Genomic DNA, 16,432 nt, shown 5'->3' on the forward strand with positions numbered 1-16,432 from the left:
GCAAAGTCGGGCGGCGGCGGGACGTCGTTCTACAGGTCGACGCGGTCGAACGTGTAGTAGCTGAGCGCGGCGGCGAGGCCGATCCAGAGGAAGAGACTCACGAAGACGGCCGCGTCGGAGAAGTAGAACGGGACCGCCGAGCCGGCGCTCTCGCAGGTGGTCTGGTTCCCGAAGAACGTCTGTCGGACGCCCGGCTGCCCGCTGAGGACGTCTGCACAGATCGTCTTCATCGTCTCGGGGTCTTTACTGAACATGCTGAACCGGGAGTCCAGTGCCCCGCCCTCGCTGCCGAGGACGACCGAGCGCGTCAGCGTCTTGTAGGCCTGCGTCGGGCTCAACAGCTTGACGAACAGGACGATCTGCCAGCGAAGCGCCCCTTCGATCCCGGCGTAGTCGGCCAGCAGGTCGCCGACGAAGTTCGCCAGCGAGTTCCAGCCGAACGAGACGTAGAAGTAGAAGAGGCCGGCGCCCATGAGCGAGCGGAGGTTCGTCGACACCGCGCCGGAGATGCTCACGAAGACGGCGCCCATCACCAGCGTGAATGCGAGGGTGAACAGCGCGAACCACGCGAACGCCTCGAACTTGAACGCGAACGGCGACAGCGCGAAGAAGGCGCCGGTGATCGAAAGCGCAAGCGCGAGCGGAACGCCGACGACGGCGCTACGGCCGGCGATCTTCCCGATGATGACGTCCCGTCGGGAGAACGGCAGCGAGAGGAGTACCTTCAGCGACCCGCTGGTCCGCTCGTCGGAGACGGCCGCGTAGGTCACGAAGATCACGACGATCGGCACCAGCAGCGTGACGAAACTCAGATAGACTCCGGAAATGGCCGCCTGTAGCCCGAAGCTCTGGACGGCCCGCGAGACCCGTTCGGCGTTCCGCAGGTCCCACCAGTTGATCGCCGCCGGCAGGACGAACAGCGCCGTGAACAGGAACGACAGGATCCACAGCCCCTTCGAGCGGATCGCGTCGCGGAACTCCTTCTTGGCGACCGGGTACCAGTCGAAGGTGTCGCGCAGCGCGCCGTCGAGTCCCTGGTTCTCTGTGCTCATCGGGCACCACGCTCCTCGGCCGCGGCGTCGGTGTCTCCCGTCTCGCCATCGGCCGTCTCGCCGTCGGCGGTCTCGGTGTCGGCCCCCGCTGGTTCGGCGTCCGCGGTCGGTCGCTCGCCGTCGTCGGTGTAGGCGGCGAAGAGATCCTCGAGGGACGCCTCGCGCGTCTCGAAGTCGTCGACCTCGACGCCGGCGTCCTCGATGGCCGTCAGCACGTCCATCTTCGCGTCGCCCTCGCAGCTGACCACCAGATCGTCGCCCTCGACGGTCGCGCCGTCGACGACGGCGAGTTCCCTGGCGGCGTCGGCGGCCCGCTCGGCCTCGTCGGGAGCGACGCTCACCACGAGCCTCGTGCCCGTGTCGGTGGCCGCGCGCAGCCCCTCGACGCTGTCCTCGGCGACGATCTGGCCGTCCTGGAGGATGGCGACCCGGTCGCAGACCGCCTCGACCTGGCCGAGGATGTGCGAGGAGAAGAAGACGGTCGCGCCGCGCTCGTTCTCTTCGCGGACGATCCGGCGCATCAGTCGGGCGCCGTTGGGGTCCAGTCCGGAGGAGGGCTCGTCGAGGATCAGCAGGTCGGGCTCGCCGACGAGCGCCATCGCGAGCGCGAGTCGCTGTTGCATCCCGCGGGAGTAGCCGCCGGCCTTGCGGTCGGCGTCCTCGGCGTCGAGGCCGACCCGGTCGAGCAGCGCTTCCACGTCGGGGTCGGCTCGTTTGGCCTCCGCGACGAACTCGAGATGTTGGCGGCCGGTCAAGCGGTCGTAGAGGTCGTACCCGTCGGGGAGGACGCCCAGTCGCTCCCGGATGGTCTCTGATTCCTCGCGGGCGTCCATCCCGAGGACCTCGGCCGACCCGGCGGTGGGGCGGACGAAGTCGAGGAGGATGTCGATCGTCGTCGTCTTGCCGGCGCCGTTCGGCCCCAGAAACCCGAAGACGTCCCCGTCCTCGACGGTCATGTCGACCCCCCGAAGCGCGGCGACGTCGCCGAAGCGCTTGGTCAGTCCGTCGAGTTCGATGGCTGGCATGGCCGGGGCTTTCGCGCCCTCATTTATAGGTTTTCATAAGTCTGCGGACGGCGACCGGCGCGTCACACCTCGTCGTCGGGGTCGTGTTTCTCGGCCATCGACTGGGCCTGGGTGGCGTACCGGTCGCGCTCGTCGTCGGGCGTCGGTTCGAGGCGGTCCGCGTCGACGTCGATGGCCGCGGTGGTCGGCTTGCGCGTGAGCAACTGGAAGGAGAGCTGTTTGGTGACGTGGCGCTCGCCGTCGGGCGTCGCGTACACCAGGGTGACGAGGTTCTCGTCGCGCGACTGTCGGTCCACCAGCCAGCACCTGACGCTGTCGTCGCTCATACACCTTCGTGGGCGCCGGGCGGGCTTGTAGGCGGCGGTCCGTACCGCTCAGCGGGCGCGCGACCCGGTGCGATAGGTACGCCGCGCCGGGACCGTGTGATCGCTGCGGTCGCGACGGGCGAAGCGGACGACCAGCAGTCGTTCTGCGAGGAGCGCCGCCGCGAGCGCGAGGCCGCCCGCCGTCGCGGGGTCGACTCCGAGACTCGCGACGAACAGGGTCAGCGGTTCGCTGCCGGCGACCGGCGTCGACAGTACCAACCAGACCGAGGCGCCGGCGGCGGTGAGGAGGCTGAAGCCGACCGTCCCGGGGTCGAACAGGCGGACGGCGAGCGACCTGCCGCGCAGGGCGTTCGCCTCGACGGTGTGCTGGACGGCGAGCGCGACGGCGAAGGCGACGCCGGCCACGAAGACGCCGCGGAGTTCGCCCAGCGCCTCCGCGGCGGCGAACCAGCCGATCCAGAGCAGCGCCTCGATGACGGTGACCGCGAGCGTCCGGCCCAGGGGGAACCCGACGGCGTACCCGTTGGCGGCCAGGTCCGTCAGGAAGTGCTCGACCTGCAGGCCGACGAGGAGGACGACGACGCCCACGACGGCCGCGCGCGAGAGCGGTGGGGCCCCGTCGACCAGCGCCAGCCAGACGCTCAGCGTCGCCACCTCGAGGCCGGTGAGCGCGAGGACGAGCGCCCAGCGGCAGGCGGCCACGAACCGCTCCGTCCGGACCAGCTCGCGGGTAGACACGTCTCGGGTTCGCCGGGTGGATCACTTGGTTATTCGGCGCTTACTACAGGTCGAACGGCAGACTATCGAGCGAGGGTCCAACCGCGAGCGCACCCGATCCGGCGACGGTCGGACGAGTGCCGCCGGCACACCCTTTAAGAGGGAGTACCCGCCTCCATAGAGCATGTCCTGGTTCGCTCGACTCTTCGACGGCGTCGGTGGGAACGGGGGTCGGGCGTGGGCGGGGTCGGTCGAGGACCTCCTCTACGACGGGGAGACGGTCAGGCGGCGCGTCGCGCTGGGCGGCGACGACCGCGTCGTCGTGACGAGTCATCGCTTGCTAGCGTTCACGCCGGGCAGCGACGGCGAGAACTACCGCGGCGTCGACCTGCCCAACGTCACGGACGTCCGGGCCGGCCACGAGGGCGAGCGCAACCTGCTCGGGATCGGCGGACGGACGCTCGTCTACGGCGCCGTCTTGCTCGCCGTCGGCGTCTTCGTCGACTTCGGCGCGTTCGTCCCGACCGACGCCTTCCAGCAGACCGGCGCGGCGGGGCAACTCGGGATGGGAGGGCTGCTCGCGATGCTCCAGCGGTTCCTCGACCTCGTCGCGCGCATCGACGAGTTCGCCCGACTGATCGGCGCGGTCCTCGTCCTCTTCGCGGTCTTCGTCTTCGGCGTCTATCTCGTGACCCGCGACCGCGTCCTCGTGGTCGGCGTCGCCGGCGACGAGGAAGACGTCTACGTCCCCGCCTCCGAGGACGCACTCGACGGCGCCGTGGCGGACCTGGAAGTCGCGCTGTTCGACTCCGGTCGTACCGTCGACGCCGATGGAGTCGAGGCGGGCGGGGTCAACGCTGGCGGCGTCGAGGCGGGCGGGGCCGGAGCGGACAGCGTCGAGGTGGGCGAGACCGGTGTGGGTGCGAGCCGGACTTCCGACACCGATTCGGACCCGCTATCTCCCGGTTCCAGTGCGGTCAAGAGCGAGGGGATCACGGGCAGTGTGGAGTCGACGGCGGACGAATCCGACGAGTCGGTGTCGGAGGAGGTCGACCGTGCCGTCCGCGAGACCAGCGGGGTGGACTTCTCCGAGACGGTCGACGAGGTGGTCGAGGGGCCGCCTGAAGCGGCCGATCCGGAGGAGGACGTCGGAGACTCCGACTCGGGGAGCGACGAGGGGGACGCGACCGACTCGGAGTTCGGTTTCGACGCCTGATCGTCGGACCGCCCCGGCTTCGGCATCGGCGGACGCAGGGTTCAAATTCCCCGGGTCGCTACGGGAGAGCGATGGATCCCGACGCCGTCCGGGACCGAGCGAGCGACCTCCCCGCCGAGCCCGGCGTCTACCAGTTCCTCGGCCGCGAGTCCCGCGGACGGAACGCCGGCGACGCCGGCGGAACGGGTGACGGCGGCGAGACCGACGGGACGAGCGACGACTTCGGTGGTGCCGATCTCACCGGCGACGAGATCGTCTCGGCCGGCACGGACACCTACGAGCGCGTCCTCTACGTCGGGAAGGCGGTCGACCTCCGGAGCCGGGTGCGCTCGTACGCCGACCCCCGCAGCCAGCGCATCCGGCGGATGGTCGCCGAGGCCGAGTCCGTCGACGTGGCCGTCACGGACACGGAGACCCAGGCGCTGTTGCTCGAAGCCAACCTGATCAAGCGCCATCGGCCGCGCTACAACGTCCGCCTGAAAGACGACAAGTCCTACCCGCTCGTCCAGCTGACCGACCACGAGTTTCCCCGGATCGAGATCACCCGCGACCCCGGCCCGGGCGCGACGGTCTTCGGCCCGTTCACCGACAAGGGGCGGCTGGAGACGGTCGTCAAGGCCGTCCGCGAGACCTACGGCCTCCGTGGCTGTTCCGACCACAAGTTCGCCAACCGGGACCGACCCTGCCTCGACCACGACATCGGCCTCTGCTCGGGCCCCTGCGTCGCCGAGACCGAGGTCGACGGTGAGAGCTATCTGGGCGACGTGGAAGCGGTCGAGCGCTTCTTCGAGGGGGAGACCGGCGCGCTCGGCGACCCGATCCGCCGGGAGATGGAGGCGGCCGCCGGCGACCAGCAGTTCGAGCGCGCGGCGAACCTCCGGGACCGACTCGACGCAGTCGAGGCGATCCACGGCGAGTCGGGCGACGCGGTGGCGAGCGAGGGCCGCCACGAGGAGCCCGAACGCGAGCGCGTGGTCGACGTGCTCGGCGTCGCCGTCGAGGGCGAGACCGGCACCGTCGCCCGCCTCCACAGCGAGGACGGCAAACTCGTCGAGCGGGACCGCCACCGCCTCGACGCCCCCGAGGGCGAGCGTTCCGGCGCCGTCCTCGCGGCCTTTATCGCCCAGTACTACGCCGAGCGGGAGTTGCCCGACGCCATCCTCTGCTCGGACCACCCCGACGACGCCGACCTCGAAGCCTGGCTGGAACGCGAGGGGGTCGCGCTGCGCGTCCCCGGCACCGGCCGCGAGTCGACGCTCGTCGACCTCGCGCTGAAGAACGCCCGCAGTCGCGACCGCCGCGACGACGAGGGCCGGGCGCTGGCCGACGCGCTCGGCCTCGACTCACGCGTCGACCGCATCGAGGGCTTCGACGTGAGCCACGCCCAGGGGAAAGCCGCCGTCGGCAGCGACGTGACGTTCGTCGACGGGAACCCCGAGAAGTCCGACTACCGCCGGAAGAAACTCGACGACGAGAACGACGACTACGCGAACATGCGCTCGCTCGTGCGGTGGCGCGCGGATCGGGCCGTCGAGGGCCGCGACGACCGCCTCGACCCCGACCTGCTCCTCATCGACGGCGGCGAGGGACAGCTCGGCGCGGCCCGTGACGCGCTCGCGGCCGCTGGGTGGGACGTGCCCGCCATCGCTCTCGCCAAGGACGAGGAACTCGTCGTGACGCCGACGGGCGTGTACGACTGGCCCGACGACGCCTCGCACCTGCACCTCCTCCAGCGCGTCCGCGACGAGGCCCACCGCTTCGCCGTCCAGTACCACCAGACCCTGCGCGACGAGGTGTCCACGGTGCTGGACGACCTCGACGGCATCGGTCCGGAGACGCGCAAGCGACTGCTGCGGCGCTTCGGCAGCGTCGAGAACGTCCGGTCGGCGTCGCAGACGGAACTCCTGCGCGTCGACGGCATCGGCGCGAAGACCGCCCAGACGCTCGAAGAACGGCTGTAAGTGGCGGCGGAGACGACTGAGAGCTTGTCCGTCGTGCAAAGCCTGTTCGCCGAGCGAGGGCGGCTCATCAATCGACACGTGATTTATTACACCGCGGACGCAACTGTCAACTGAGAAACGATGTCCCGGACTGGTCCCCATCCCGGTTCACTTTCGCGGACGTGGCAGTACGCCCTCGTCGGCGGCGTCGTATCGATGCCGCTCACACTCGCCGCCTACTGGAGTTCCGGCGCGAGCAATCACTTCTCGTTCAACATGGTCGTCGTCGGCGGACTGATCGCGGGCTTCCTCGCCCGCCGGTACTCGGCCGACGTGAGCGCCGCGAGTATCCGAGCGGGTGTGATCGGCGGCCTGGCCGGCTACGTCTGGATCGCGCCCACGATACTCGTCAGCGCTGAGAGTTTCGCGGACGCGTGGTCGTTCGCGCCCGCGTCAGTCCTGCTGGCCGTCCTCTTCAGCGCCGTCGTCTTCGGTACTGCTGCGGTCATGGGCCTCCTCGGCGGTCTCGTCGGGTCGTGGATCAGCGGGAAGATCGGTCGGGATCGAACTGCCGCTCTGAGCGCCTGATCCGCTGTTTCTGGCGTCTGCGTGTCTCGGCTTGTTGTCCTCTCCGTCCGATCCGGCCTCGTCGAAATCCTCAATCGGTGAGACGGTCGAACCGTGTTGGATACTGAGCGCGTCTCTTGCAGCCGGTTCCGCACTGCTACTCCCGCGAGTCTCACCGGCGGGACAGGGTGGCATCGCTCAGTGGCCGAGCGGTGGACTTACAGCAGCGTTAACTGTGGGACGATTGAATCGTCGCCCATGCGTGCGTCTCCGCTCTCAGCGATCGCCGTCGCCGCCCTCCTGATATTCGCGGGCTGTTCTGGCCTTCCAAGCAGCGGCGGGAATACGCCCTCGCCCGACGCGTCCCCCGACGAGTTCCCGAACGCGTCGGCCGTCGATCGATTGGTGTTCGAGAGACACGCGACAGCGATGGGCAACACGAGTTTCACCCTCACAACCGTGAAAAACCGGACGGACCGCGTTCTCCACACGTCAGAGGAGGACTTCAAACACATGAACGACACGGGCCGGATTCTCGCCGAGCCCGGCGACTCACAGTACCTCGTACACACCACCGGTTACTTTTCGGGGAACGGCAGCACCTACTCGAACGGAAGCGCGGAGTACGTGTTCTCGCGGGAGAACGACTGGACGGAGGTACAGAACCTCTCTCCCGTGTCGGTGTTCAACGAATCGAGCGACCGGTATCTCTGGCGGGGCCTGTTCAGCAACGACACCGGAATGCAGCTGGATCACGCTGCGATCGACGCCACCTTCGAGCGCGAAGGCGTCGAGACGTTCCAGGAGGTTCCGGTGATGCGGTACGAGGCTACCGGGGTCAACGCCCTGTCCGACTCGTGGGCCGGAGGCGAGAACGCGAGTTCGTGGTACGAGGAGTTCTCGGCGACGCTACTGCTCGACGAGGACGGCGTCATCCGCCACTACGAGTACGAATTCGTCTGGTCTGAGTACCAGACCCGAAGGGTTTCGAGGTCGTATACGCTCTCCGACGTGGGGAGTACTGACGTCGAAAAGCCGGAGTGGGTGGCGAACGCGACGGCGGGACCGTAACCTGTCGGTCGAAACCCCGGTTATCGGGTGTCGACGCTCACGTCCGCGAGGTGTGCATCGGTCACGGCGACGTCGAATTCGCCGACCTCACCGTCACCGAGGTGCCACGTCGCATCTGCCGGCGCGTCCGCGCGCACGACCTCGCTGGTGAAGTTCGCCACCCACGTCAGCCCGCCCCGGCGCTGGAGTCGGACGCCGTCGGGGAGCGGTCCGGTGGTGGGAACGCCTGCGTCGTCGAGGAAGTCGGCGACGACGGCGTCGGCGAGCGGTTGCTCGGGCCAGACGCCGAGGTACGTGACGGCGCCGTCGCCGCGCTCGTTTCGCGTGATGGCCGCGGTTCCCGCCGCGGGGCCGGTCTCGTGCGTGGCCACGGTATCGGCCGCGTCGGCGTCGAGCCACTCGCCCCACGTCCGGAACGAGTAGGTCTCACCGCGGTACTCGATTTCGGGGTCGGCGTCGCCGCGGTACCCCTCGTACTGCTCGACGCTCGCGCCAACTACGTCGCCGAGCGGCCCGGGGAGCGTCGGGCGGAGTCGGTTGTGTTCGTTCTTCACGCCCGAGCGGACGGTCACGAGGACTTGACCGCCGTCGTGAGCGAACGCGTCGAGACTGTCCGCCAGATCCTCGTCGGCGAGGTAGAGCGTCGGGCCGACGACCGCGTCGTAGGTGTCGAGATCGGCGTCGATCGGGAGCACGTCGACCTCCACGCCGTGGCGGCGCAGCGCCGCGTAGTAGGTCAGCAGGTGGTCCCAGTAGTCGAAGTCGACCGACGCGGGCTCGATGTCCAGCCCCCAGAGGTTCTCGTAGTCGTGGAGCAGTGCGACGCGAGCGTCGTTGCCGCGAGCGGCGTCGCCGTCCAGCATCTCGTCCAGTTCGGCCAGTTCCCCCGCAGCGCGGGCGGCGTCGCGATACCCGCGGTCGGGCGAGCCGTCCTGGTTGCGGAGGCCGGCGTGGTACTGCTCCTGGCCCATGTCACAGCGCTGCCAGCGGAAATACGACACCGTCTCCGCGCCGTAGGCGCTGGCGTAGTGGGCCCAGAGCGCCATCGCGCCCTCGCCGGGTTGAGTCGGGTGGGGCGGCCAGTTGACGCCGCCGGGCTGTTGCTCCATCACCCAGAAGTCGCCGTCCGCGGCGTCGCGGTAGATCGCGTGGTCGATGCCGACGACGTCCGGGTCGCCGGCGCGGAGGTCGTCGGCCGTGGCGTCCTCGCCGCGGGCGTGCTGGACGTGGCCCGTCGGGTAGGAGTCCCACGAGAGGAAATCGAGGTCCTCGCCGAGGTCGTAGGCGTCGTACCCGCCGAACAGGGACATGTCGTTGTGGGTGACGAACCAGTCGTCGTCCGCCCCGCGGAGGATATCGACCTGCTCGCGATTGTAATCGACGACGCTGTCGCTGGAGAACCGGTAGTAGTCGAGCAGGCGCGCGGGGTGGTGGCCGGCGGGGGTCGACCGGGGCGGGTCGACCTCGTGGAAGCCCGCGTACTCCTGGCTCCAGAAGGCGTTGCCCCACGACTCGTTGAGGTCGTCGACGTCGTCGTAGCGCTCGCGGAGCCACTCGCGGAACGCGGTGGCGCAGTCGTCGCAGTAACACCGCGTCGTGCCGTGGCAGCCGTACTCGTTGTCGGTCTGCCAGCCGGCGACGGCGTCGTGACCGGCGAAGCGCTCGGCCATGTGCTCGACGATTCGGGCGCTCTCCCGGCGGTACACCGGCGAGTTGAAACAGTACTGGCGACGGCTGCCGAACTCCAGGGTCGTCCCGTCCTGGGTCTCTCGCAGGATGCTCGGATGCTCGTCGCTGAGCCACTTGGGCGGGGTCGCCGTGGGCGTACAGAGGACGGCTTCCATGCCGTGGTCGCCGATCAGGTCGACGGCGTCGACGAGCCACTCCAGGTCGTAGACGCCCGGTTCGGGTTCGTACCGCGACCACGCGAACTCGCCCATGCGGACGTACTCGAGGCCCGCCTCCGCCATCTGTGCGACCTGGTCTTCCCACTGTTCCCGGGGCCAGTGCTCCGGGAAGTAACAGACGCCGATGTTCATGGCGTGCGGGGTCGGTGGCGACTGTGAAAACAGTTCCCCTCGCGCGGTCCGGAACAGTCAACCGGGTGCTGGCCGTCGATGGTAACAACGCGTGACTGACACGTCCACACCCGACTGCGACGAACTCCCGCCCGAGGCCATCGCCGCCGCGGCGCCCGAACGCCCGGACGCCGACGACCCCGTCCGCGCCGTCGGCATCGGCCCCGGGAACCTCGACTATCTCACCCCGCGCGGCGAGCGCGCGATCCGCGAGGCCGACGCGGTGGTCGGCTTCGAGACGGTCGTCGACTACGTCCGCGACCGGATAGAGGGGAAGGCCCTCGCCTGCGGATACGACGACGAGGACGAGACCCTCGCAGCCTTCGCCGAGCGGGTCGGCGACGGCGACACCGGCACCGCGGTCCTGATGGGCGACCCGAACTTCTCGGGCTACCAGTTCCTCGGGCGCGTCCAGGCCGCGGTCGACCGGCCGGTCCAGGTCGTCCCGGGCGTCTCATCGCTCCAGATCGCCGCGAGTCGCGCCCGCACGCCCATGGAGGATTCGACGTTCGTCACGCTCCACAAGCGCGGCGACCTCACCGCCGACCGCGAACGCCTCCGCGCCGACGCCGGCGAACGTCACCTGCTCGTCCTGCCCCGGCCCTACGACGTGATGCCCGGCGACGTCGCCGCCGACCTGGTCGACGCCGGCACCCCCGGGTCACTGACCGCCCTCGTCTACGAGCGACTGACTCACGACGACGAACGTGTCACGGAGACCACGTTGGACGAACTGGCGGTTCACGCCGGTGGATCCGACCCCGACGACACGCCGTTCTCAGATCTCTCCGTGCTGGTCGTGCGGGCAGGTACGGACGGGCCGGGGGCGACAACGCGATGAAGGGGTTCGTCCTCGCCGGAACGAGTTCCGGCGTCGGCAAGACGGTCGCCACGCTGGCGGTGATCCGGGCGCTGGAACGCGAGGGGCTGGCCGTCCAGCCGGCGAAAGCCGGTCCGGACTTCATCGACCCCAGCCACCACGAACAGGTAGCCGGCACCCCGTCACGAACGCTCGATCGGTGGCTCCAGGGCGAGGCCGGTCTGCGCCGGAACTACCGTCGGGGCGAGGGCGACGTCTGCGTCGTCGAGGGCGTCATGGGACTGTACGACGGTGACGGGTCGAGTACGGCGATGGTCGCCGAGTCGCTCGCCCTCCCGGTCGTCCTCGTCGTCGACGCGAGCGCGGGGATGGAAAGCGTCGCCGCGACGGCGCTGGGCTTTCGCGAGTACGCCGATACCGCGGGCCGCGATATCGACGTGGCAGGGGTCGTCGCCCAGCGCGCCCACGGCGGCCGTCACGCCGAGGGGATCCGCGGCGCGCTTCCGGAGGGGATGACCTACTTCGGCCGAATCCCGCCGCGAGACGACCTCGAAATCCCCGACCGGCATCTGGGACTCCACATGGGAGGCGAGTCGCCCGTCGATCACGACGCCCTCGACGCCGCGGCCGAACACCTCCGGACCGACCGCCTGCGCGAGGTCGCGCGAACGCCGCCGGACCACGACGGGTCGACCGTGGCGCCGGACCGCCCGACTTCGGCCGTATCCGGCGGTGAATCACCGCATCGCCGCGTCGCCGTCGCACGGGACGAGGCGTTCTGTTTCGTCTACCCGGCGACGCTCGAACGCCTCGGCGAACGGGCCGAAGTCGTCCCGTTCGAACCGACCGCGGGCGACGACCTGCCCGACTGCGACGGGGTGTACCTGCCCGGCGGCTACCCCGAGCGCCACGCCGCCGCACTGGCCGACAGCCCCGCACTCGCGTCAGTGGGCGACCGCGCAGCCGACGGATTGCCGGTCTTCGGGGAGTGTGGTGGGCTAATGGCGCTGTCCGAGTCGCTGACGACCGCGGACGGCGAGACGCACGAGATGGCCGGCGTGCTCCCCGCGGACGTGCGGATGCACGACCGCTACCAGGCGCTCGACCACGTCGAACTCCGGGCAAGCCGTAACACGCTCACCGCCTCGGCCGGGGAGACGCGCCGCGGTCACGAGTTCCACTACTCCTCGGCGGACACGGCCTCCGACGCCCGCTTCGCGTTCGACGTCGAGCGCGGCGACGGCATCGCCGACGGCCGCGACGGACTCACCGAACACCGGACGCTCGGCACCTACTGCCACTGCCACCCCGAGAGCGGCGCCTTCGACGCGTTCCTGGACGCGCTGTAGCTGGTTTTCGAGGCTTCGCTCGGTTCCGGGGTAGCCGCCTCACCATCAATTTTATATCGCGGCATGCGATTCATCGGGGCGGTTGACCACAGACCGGCAGGTCGTCGAGAGATGTCGAGAACCCCCGGAAGCGGTCGTGAGAACGGAAATCTTGCCACCGGGGCGGTGAATCTCGCACCTCGATCGTTCTCGGCGCTACTGCGGGACGAACTCGCGAATCAGGTCGATCACGGCCGCTGGTCGTTCCCGCGGCGCCCAGTGAGCGCACTCGGTGAGGAGGTGGAACTCCGAGTCGGGGATGCGGGCCGCGGCCCGCTCGCTCCAGCGGTGGGGGAACACCTCGTCGTGGGCGCCGTGGAGGAGCAGCGTGGGGACCGCGAGTACGTCCAGGCGGTCCGAGAAGTCGGTCCGATACCCGTCGCTCGTGACCTCTGCCGCCCGAAAACTCCGGTAGGCCCTGCCGACGCCGGGACGTTTGACCTCCTCCCAGACGGCGTCGACCGCGTCCTCGGAGAGTGCGTCCGTGTCGTGGACGATGTTCTCGAGACTCGCCTTCGTGAACCCCCGGCTCCGGCGCATGAGCGCGATGGCCGCCTTGTTGAACACCGCGGTCTTCGACAGCAGCGCCGTGAGCCATCCGTTCGCGAGTTCACGGCCGAGTCCGTAGCTGTCGATCAGGACCAGCCGATCGACCGCCGCGGACGACCGGAGCGCGAGCCCGAGCGCGGCGCCGCCGCCCATGGATATCCCGGCGATCGCGGTCGATTCCAGCCCGACGGTCTCGACGAACGAGTCGAGGGCGTCGACGTGGAACGACAGCGAGTACGTCACGTCGGGTTTCGCGCTCCGACCGTACCCCAGTAAGTCGGGGGCGACGACGTGGTAGTCCCGAGCCAGCGACTCGAGAACGCCACCCCAGCTGACGTGCGCGGCGTCAATGATCCCCCCGTGGACGAGCACCAGCGGCGGCGCGTCGGGGTCACCGGCCGCGAGGTAGTGCATGCGATGTCCCTCGACGACCGCCGTCTGGTGCGTTCGGTCGACCATGTCGGCATCTCGTCCGCCTGCGCATTCAATCTCGGGGAGCGACACGTTCGAGAACGCCGGGTCGGCCGGCCAGGAGCGCCGTCAGGTGGTCGGCGTCGAGCCGCCGCAGCTCACCGTCGGAAAGCCTGCGAGAGAGTCGCTCGGCGCCGGAAATCGGCACGTTCGAATCGCGCTCGCCGTGCCACAGCGTCACCGGACAGTCGACGGCCGACACCGGGAACCCCCAGTCGCCGACCACCCAGGCCAGTTCCGTCACCGCCCCGTTTCGCGACAGCGCACAGCTCTCGACGAAGTCCCGACGCACCAGTTCCGCGACGTCCGCTGGAACGTCGCCGGGCTCGTCGGTGTACTGGCCGATGACGGTCGACGGAGGTCCGCGCGCGGCCAGCCACGTCTGTCCCCGCAGCGCGGCCCCCAGGAGGCGTGGAGATCTGGCCGCAGTCTTGCCGAGAATCCGCTGGAGTCGCGGCGTCTCGCGAGCGATCGACGGCGGCGCGGCCCCGGAGACGAGGTCGAGGCGGTCCACGAGGTCACCGCGAGTCGCGGCCAGCCCCAGCCCGTCCGCCGACCCGCCGGAAAACGCCGCCACGGGCACCGTCGAGAGGCCGGCGTCCTCCAGGAGCGCCCCGAACCACTCCCCCGCGTCAGTCGGGCGCCGTCCGGACCAGGCTGACGACCGCCCGAACCCCGGCCTGTCCGGTGCGAGGATGCGAACGCCGTGTTCCCGCGCCTTCTCGTCGAAGAGCGCGCCGAGATATCGCGACCCGGGCGTCCCGTGAAGGACGACGACCGGTTCGCCACCCGTGTCGCCGTACTCCGCGTAGCAAAGCTCCCGACTCTCGGCGCCGTATTCGACAGATTCGACGGTGGCCTTGACAGGGAGTCTCCCCTGGCCGTCGCCGTCTCCGTCGACATCGCCGGTCTCTCCGGCGACACGTGCGCGAGTCATACGGATCGAACGTTGGCCGACGGCCAGAACGCTATCCCGGATCAGTACGGTCTTTTATAAGCAGTACGACGACACGGGCGATGCGGCAGGCTACGTTCGAGACGACGTATCCGGCGGAAGCGGCCCATCCGTTCCATCGGCGGATGATGGAGGGGAGCGAAGTCACGCGGGCGGACCTGCTGATATGGGGACCGACGGAGGCGGTGACGACGCTCACCTGGTTCGACGCGGGCCGGTCGGAGGTGGCGGACGTGCTCGCGGCGGTCGACTCGACGACTCGAACCCACCTCGTGGCCGCCGACGGCGGGACCTACGCGTTCGTCCGCCAGACCGCCTACGAACTCCCCGATCCGGTGTTGGATCTCGTCGCCGCGTCGCGGGTCGTCTTCGTCCCACCGGTTCGGTTCGAGGAGGACGGCGTCGTCCGGTTCGACGCCGTCGGCGAGTCCGAGGCGATCGGAGGATTCTACGCGGATCTCGCCGAACTCTTTCCGACCGAACTCGTTCGCGTGCGCGAGTTTCGCCAGTGGCCCGCGCCCGCGGCGCTGACCGACCGGCGTCGGGAAGCGCTCGAAGTCGCCGTCGCCGTCGGCTACTACGACGTGCCCCGGTCGGGTTCGGTCGCCGACGTGGCGGCCGAACTCGACTGCGCCCGGAGCACCGCCGGCGAACTCCTCCGCCGGGCCGAGTCGACGGTTCTCACGGCGTTCGCCGGCGAACCCGACCGCCCGTCCTCGGCGTTCCGCTGACCGCCGTCGCCGGGAGTGGTGTCGTTCGTCGCCTGATTCGGACGAAAGGGCTCTCTGGTCGCTCTGGAAGTGTTTTCACCGCCTTCACGCGTTTCCCGCTCGACCGAGTGTAAATCCCTATCCGCGATATCGAACGTCGGTCCGTGCGGGCTCGCGGTCGGGCGTTCGGGTCGCCGCAGATAGGTTCGGGACCCGAATGTCGGCGGGGAACGGCCCCGGACGGGAGAGCCGAACTCAGTCTTCAGACACCGCTTGAGCGGACGGCGCCGTCGCGGGCGCGGGGGGCTCGTGCGTGCCGAAGTCGGGGTGGGTCTCCTCCATCCAGACAACTACGACCGCGCCGGAGACGAACATCAGGACCGCGGTGACGTAGAACGCGGCCGCTGCGTTGACGAACTCCATCGAGAGTCCGATCAGGATCGCGCCGACTCCGTAGCCGGAGTCGCGCCACATCCGGTAGACGCCCATCCCCGCCGACCGCCAGGACGGGTGCGCCGCGTCCCCGGGAACGGTCATCAGGTTGGGGTACAGCAGGGCCATTCCCAGCCCGGAGACGGCCGCCAGAACGACCCACGGGAGATACCCGTCGACGAGTACCATGCCCAGGACCCCGGCGCCCGCGAGGAACATCCCCCAGATTACGGGCGGACGACGTCCGATGCGGTCTGCGAGCCCGCCGGTCGCGATCTGGAGGAAGTACATCGCACTGTGGACGCCGACGACGACGCCGACCGCCGCGATGCCGAGCCCCTGGCTCGTGAGATACAGCGGCACCGCGATCCAGAACAGCGTGTCCACGAAGTTCTCGATGTGGCCGGCCTGTGCCGCGGCGAACAGCGTCCTGTCCCCGTAGGTCGCCCGCTTCAGCACCTCGTTGAACGGGAGATTCGCGTCGTGGTGGTCGTCGTCGCCTTCCGCCTGTGCGTACTGAACCGTCTCCCTGATCAGGAAGATAGAGATCAGGAACGCCAGCACGACGACGACGGCGAGGAAGTAGAACGGCTCGGGCCGGAGGCTCCACCGGCCGGCGATAGCGCCGGTGACCCAGGCGCCGACCGCCACGCCCGAGTAGCCGAACGCCTCGTCGATACCGACCGCCAGGCCCCGCTGGTCGGGGCCCGCCAGGTCGATCTTGGCGTTGATCGCCATGCTCCAGGTCAGCGCCTGGTTGATCCCGAGCAGGACGTTCCCGGCCGTGATCCAGCCCCAGCTGGGAGCGAAGATCAGGATGAGCGGGAGCGGGAGCGCGGTCGCCCAGCCGAGGACGAGGACCGGCTTGCGGCCGTACTCCTCGCCCCACTTCCCGGCGTAGAGGTTGAGGAGCGCCTTGACGAATCCGAACGAGACGACGAACGATCCGATGACGAACAGCGATTCGACTCCGAGCACGTCGCGCCCCAGCACGGGGACGACGGCGCGTTCGGACCCGATGGTCAGCCCGGTCGCGAACACCAGCAGGACGTGCAGTGAGAACTGTCCGAGGTGTTCGCGGATTCCCTGTTGGAGTTTCGTTCCCGTACTCATGG

General features: G+C 69.4%; 15 protein-coding genes. 7 read left to right on the forward strand and 8 right to left on the reverse strand.

The window, feature by feature from the left end; translation table 11 throughout:
• Window positions 1–29 precede the first annotated feature (29 nt).
• The 4 genes from ACMGFE_RS01670 to ACMGFE_RS01685 all read right to left on the reverse strand — a co-directional run bounded on the left by ACMGFE_RS01670 (window position 30) and on the right by ACMGFE_RS01685 (window position 3,141).
• Window positions 30–1,052 carry an ABC transporter permease subunit gene (locus tag ACMGFE_RS01670; protein ID WP_436923267.1) on the reverse strand — a complete coding sequence of 341 codons (1,023 nt, stop codon included), beginning with the start codon at window positions 1,050–1,052 and terminating at the stop codon, window positions 30–32.
• The gene (locus ACMGFE_RS01675; protein ID WP_436923268.1) at window positions 1,049–2,077 is read right to left on the reverse strand and encodes an ABC transporter ATP-binding protein; all 1,029 of its coding nucleotides are present in this window, start codon (window positions 2,075–2,077) and stop codon (window positions 1,049–1,051) included. Before ACMGFE_RS01675 ends, ACMGFE_RS01670 begins: the two co-directional genes overlap by 4 nt.
• A 62-nt stretch (window positions 2,078–2,139) precedes the next feature.
• Window positions 2,140–2,403, reverse strand: a complete 264-nt coding sequence (locus ACMGFE_RS01680) for a DUF7967 family protein (protein ID WP_436923270.1) — start codon at window positions 2,401–2,403, stop codon at window positions 2,140–2,142.
• Between the two features lie 48 nt (window positions 2,404–2,451).
• The gene (locus ACMGFE_RS01685) at window positions 2,452–3,141 is read right to left on the reverse strand and encodes a hypothetical protein (RefSeq protein WP_436923271.1); all 690 of its coding nucleotides are present in this window, start codon (window positions 3,139–3,141) and stop codon (window positions 2,452–2,454) included.
• A 163-nt stretch (window positions 3,142–3,304) separates the two neighbouring features.
• Here ACMGFE_RS01685 and ACMGFE_RS01690 point away from each other — a divergent pair, with 163 nt between their 5' ends.
• The 4 genes from ACMGFE_RS01690 to ACMGFE_RS01705 all read left to right on the forward strand — a co-directional run bounded on the left by ACMGFE_RS01690 (window position 3,305) and on the right by ACMGFE_RS01705 (window position 7,914).
• Window positions 3,305–4,336, forward strand: coding sequence for a hypothetical protein (locus ACMGFE_RS01690; RefSeq protein ID WP_436923272.1), 1,032 nt, complete (start codon window positions 3,305–3,307; stop codon window positions 4,334–4,336).
• A 71-nt stretch (window positions 4,337–4,407) separates the two neighbouring features.
• Window positions 4,408–6,297: an excinuclease ABC subunit C gene (locus ACMGFE_RS01695; RefSeq protein ID WP_436923273.1), complete on the forward strand. Its 1,890-nt coding sequence runs from the start codon at window positions 4,408–4,410 to the stop codon at window positions 6,295–6,297.
• Between the two features lie 120 nt (window positions 6,298–6,417).
• Window positions 6,418–6,864, forward strand: a complete 447-nt coding sequence (locus ACMGFE_RS01700) for a DUF5518 domain-containing protein (protein WP_436923274.1) — start codon at window positions 6,418–6,420, stop codon at window positions 6,862–6,864.
• A gap of 237 nt (window positions 6,865–7,101) precedes the next feature.
• Window positions 7,102–7,914 carry a DUF7537 family lipoprotein gene (locus tag ACMGFE_RS01705; RefSeq protein ID WP_436923275.1) on the forward strand — a complete coding sequence of 271 codons (813 nt, stop codon included), beginning with the start codon at window positions 7,102–7,104 and terminating at the stop codon, window positions 7,912–7,914.
• A gap of 20 nt (window positions 7,915–7,934) precedes the next feature.
• Here ACMGFE_RS01705 and ACMGFE_RS01710 read toward each other — a convergent pair whose 3' ends face one another.
• Window positions 7,935–9,953, reverse strand: a complete 2,019-nt coding sequence (locus tag ACMGFE_RS01710) for a beta-galactosidase (protein WP_436923276.1) — start codon at window positions 9,951–9,953, stop codon at window positions 7,935–7,937.
• 91 nt (window positions 9,954–10,044) lie between these two features.
• Between ACMGFE_RS01710 and ACMGFE_RS01715 the strand changes: the two genes are divergently transcribed.
• A complete protein-coding gene (locus ACMGFE_RS01715) occupies window positions 10,045–10,833 on the forward strand; it encodes a cobalt-precorrin-7 (C(5))-methyltransferase (protein WP_436923277.1) in 789 nt (262 codons plus the stop codon).
• Window positions 10,830–12,161, forward strand: coding sequence for a cobyrinic acid a,c-diamide synthase (locus tag ACMGFE_RS01720; RefSeq protein ID WP_436923278.1), 1,332 nt, complete (start codon window positions 10,830–10,832; stop codon window positions 12,159–12,161). Before ACMGFE_RS01715 ends, ACMGFE_RS01720 begins: the two co-directional genes overlap by 4 nt.
• Window positions 12,162–12,356: 195 nt before the next feature.
• Here the strand turns inward: ACMGFE_RS01720 and ACMGFE_RS01725 are convergent, their stop codons facing one another.
• Both ACMGFE_RS01725 and ACMGFE_RS01730 read right to left on the reverse strand, forming a co-directional pair.
• Window positions 12,357–13,208 (reverse strand): alpha/beta fold hydrolase, encoded by an 852-nt coding sequence (locus ACMGFE_RS01725; RefSeq protein ID WP_436923280.1) that lies wholly within the window; start codon window positions 13,206–13,208, stop codon window positions 12,357–12,359.
• A 25-nt stretch (window positions 13,209–13,233) separates the two neighbouring features.
• Window positions 13,234–14,157, reverse strand: a complete 924-nt coding sequence (locus ACMGFE_RS01730; protein ID WP_436923282.1) for an alpha/beta fold hydrolase — start codon at window positions 14,155–14,157, stop codon at window positions 13,234–13,236.
• An 80-nt stretch (window positions 14,158–14,237) separates the two neighbouring features.
• Here ACMGFE_RS01730 and ACMGFE_RS01735 point away from each other — a divergent pair, with 80 nt between their 5' ends.
• Window positions 14,238–14,906, forward strand: a complete 669-nt coding sequence (locus ACMGFE_RS01735) for a helix-turn-helix domain-containing protein (RefSeq protein WP_436923283.1) — start codon at window positions 14,238–14,240, stop codon at window positions 14,904–14,906.
• Window positions 14,907–15,140: 234 nt separating this feature from the next.
• On the opposite strand, the gene ACMGFE_RS01740 is transcribed toward ACMGFE_RS01735, so the two are convergent.
• Window positions 15,141–16,430, reverse strand: a complete 1,290-nt coding sequence (locus tag ACMGFE_RS01740; protein ID WP_436923284.1) for an MFS transporter — start codon at window positions 16,428–16,430, stop codon at window positions 15,141–15,143.
• Between the last annotated feature and the right edge of the window lie 2 nt (window positions 16,431–16,432).

Origin of the sequence: Halosimplex amylolyticum (assembly GCF_051414035.1) — an archaeon.
Lineage (GTDB): Archaea > Halobacteriota > Halobacteria > Halobacteriales > Haloarculaceae > Halosimplex > Halosimplex amylolyticum.

Coding starts and splice junctions, on each gene's coding strand:
- ACMGFE_RS01695 (WP_436923273.1), top strand. CDS start 4,408: ATGGATCCCGACGCCGTCCGGGACCGAGCGAGCGACCTCCCCGCCGAG.
- ACMGFE_RS01690 (WP_436923272.1), top strand. CDS start 3,305: ATGTCCTGGTTCGCTCGACTCTTCGACGGCGTCGGTGGGAACGGGGGT.
- ACMGFE_RS01730 (WP_436923282.1), bottom strand. CDS start 14,157: ATGACTCGCGCACGTGTCGCCGGAGAGACCGGCGATGTCGACGGAGAC.
- ACMGFE_RS01735 (WP_436923283.1), top strand. CDS start 14,238: ATGCGGCAGGCTACGTTCGAGACGACGTATCCGGCGGAAGCGGCCCAT.
- ACMGFE_RS01725 (WP_436923280.1), bottom strand. CDS start 13,208: ATGGTCGACCGAACGCACCAGACGGCGGTCGTCGAGGGACATCGCATG.
- ACMGFE_RS01680 (WP_436923270.1), bottom strand. CDS start 2,403: ATGAGCGACGACAGCGTCAGGTGCTGGCTGGTGGACCGACAGTCGCGC.
- ACMGFE_RS01705 (WP_436923275.1), top strand. CDS start 7,102: ATGCGTGCGTCTCCGCTCTCAGCGATCGCCGTCGCCGCCCTCCTGATA.
- ACMGFE_RS01710 (WP_436923276.1), bottom strand. CDS start 9,953: ATGAACATCGGCGTCTGTTACTTCCCGGAGCACTGGCCCCGGGAACAG.
- ACMGFE_RS01740 (WP_436923284.1), bottom strand. CDS start 16,430: ATGAGTACGGGAACGAAACTCCAACAGGGAATCCGCGAACACCTCGGA.
- ACMGFE_RS01700 (WP_436923274.1), top strand. CDS start 6,418: ATGTCCCGGACTGGTCCCCATCCCGGTTCACTTTCGCGGACGTGGCAG.
- ACMGFE_RS01670 (WP_436923267.1), bottom strand. CDS start 1,052: ATGAGCACAGAGAACCAGGGACTCGACGGCGCGCTGCGCGACACCTTC.
- ACMGFE_RS01675 (WP_436923268.1), bottom strand. CDS start 2,077: ATGCCAGCCATCGAACTCGACGGACTGACCAAGCGCTTCGGCGACGTC.
- ACMGFE_RS01720 (WP_436923278.1), top strand. CDS start 10,830: ATGAAGGGGTTCGTCCTCGCCGGAACGAGTTCCGGCGTCGGCAAGACG.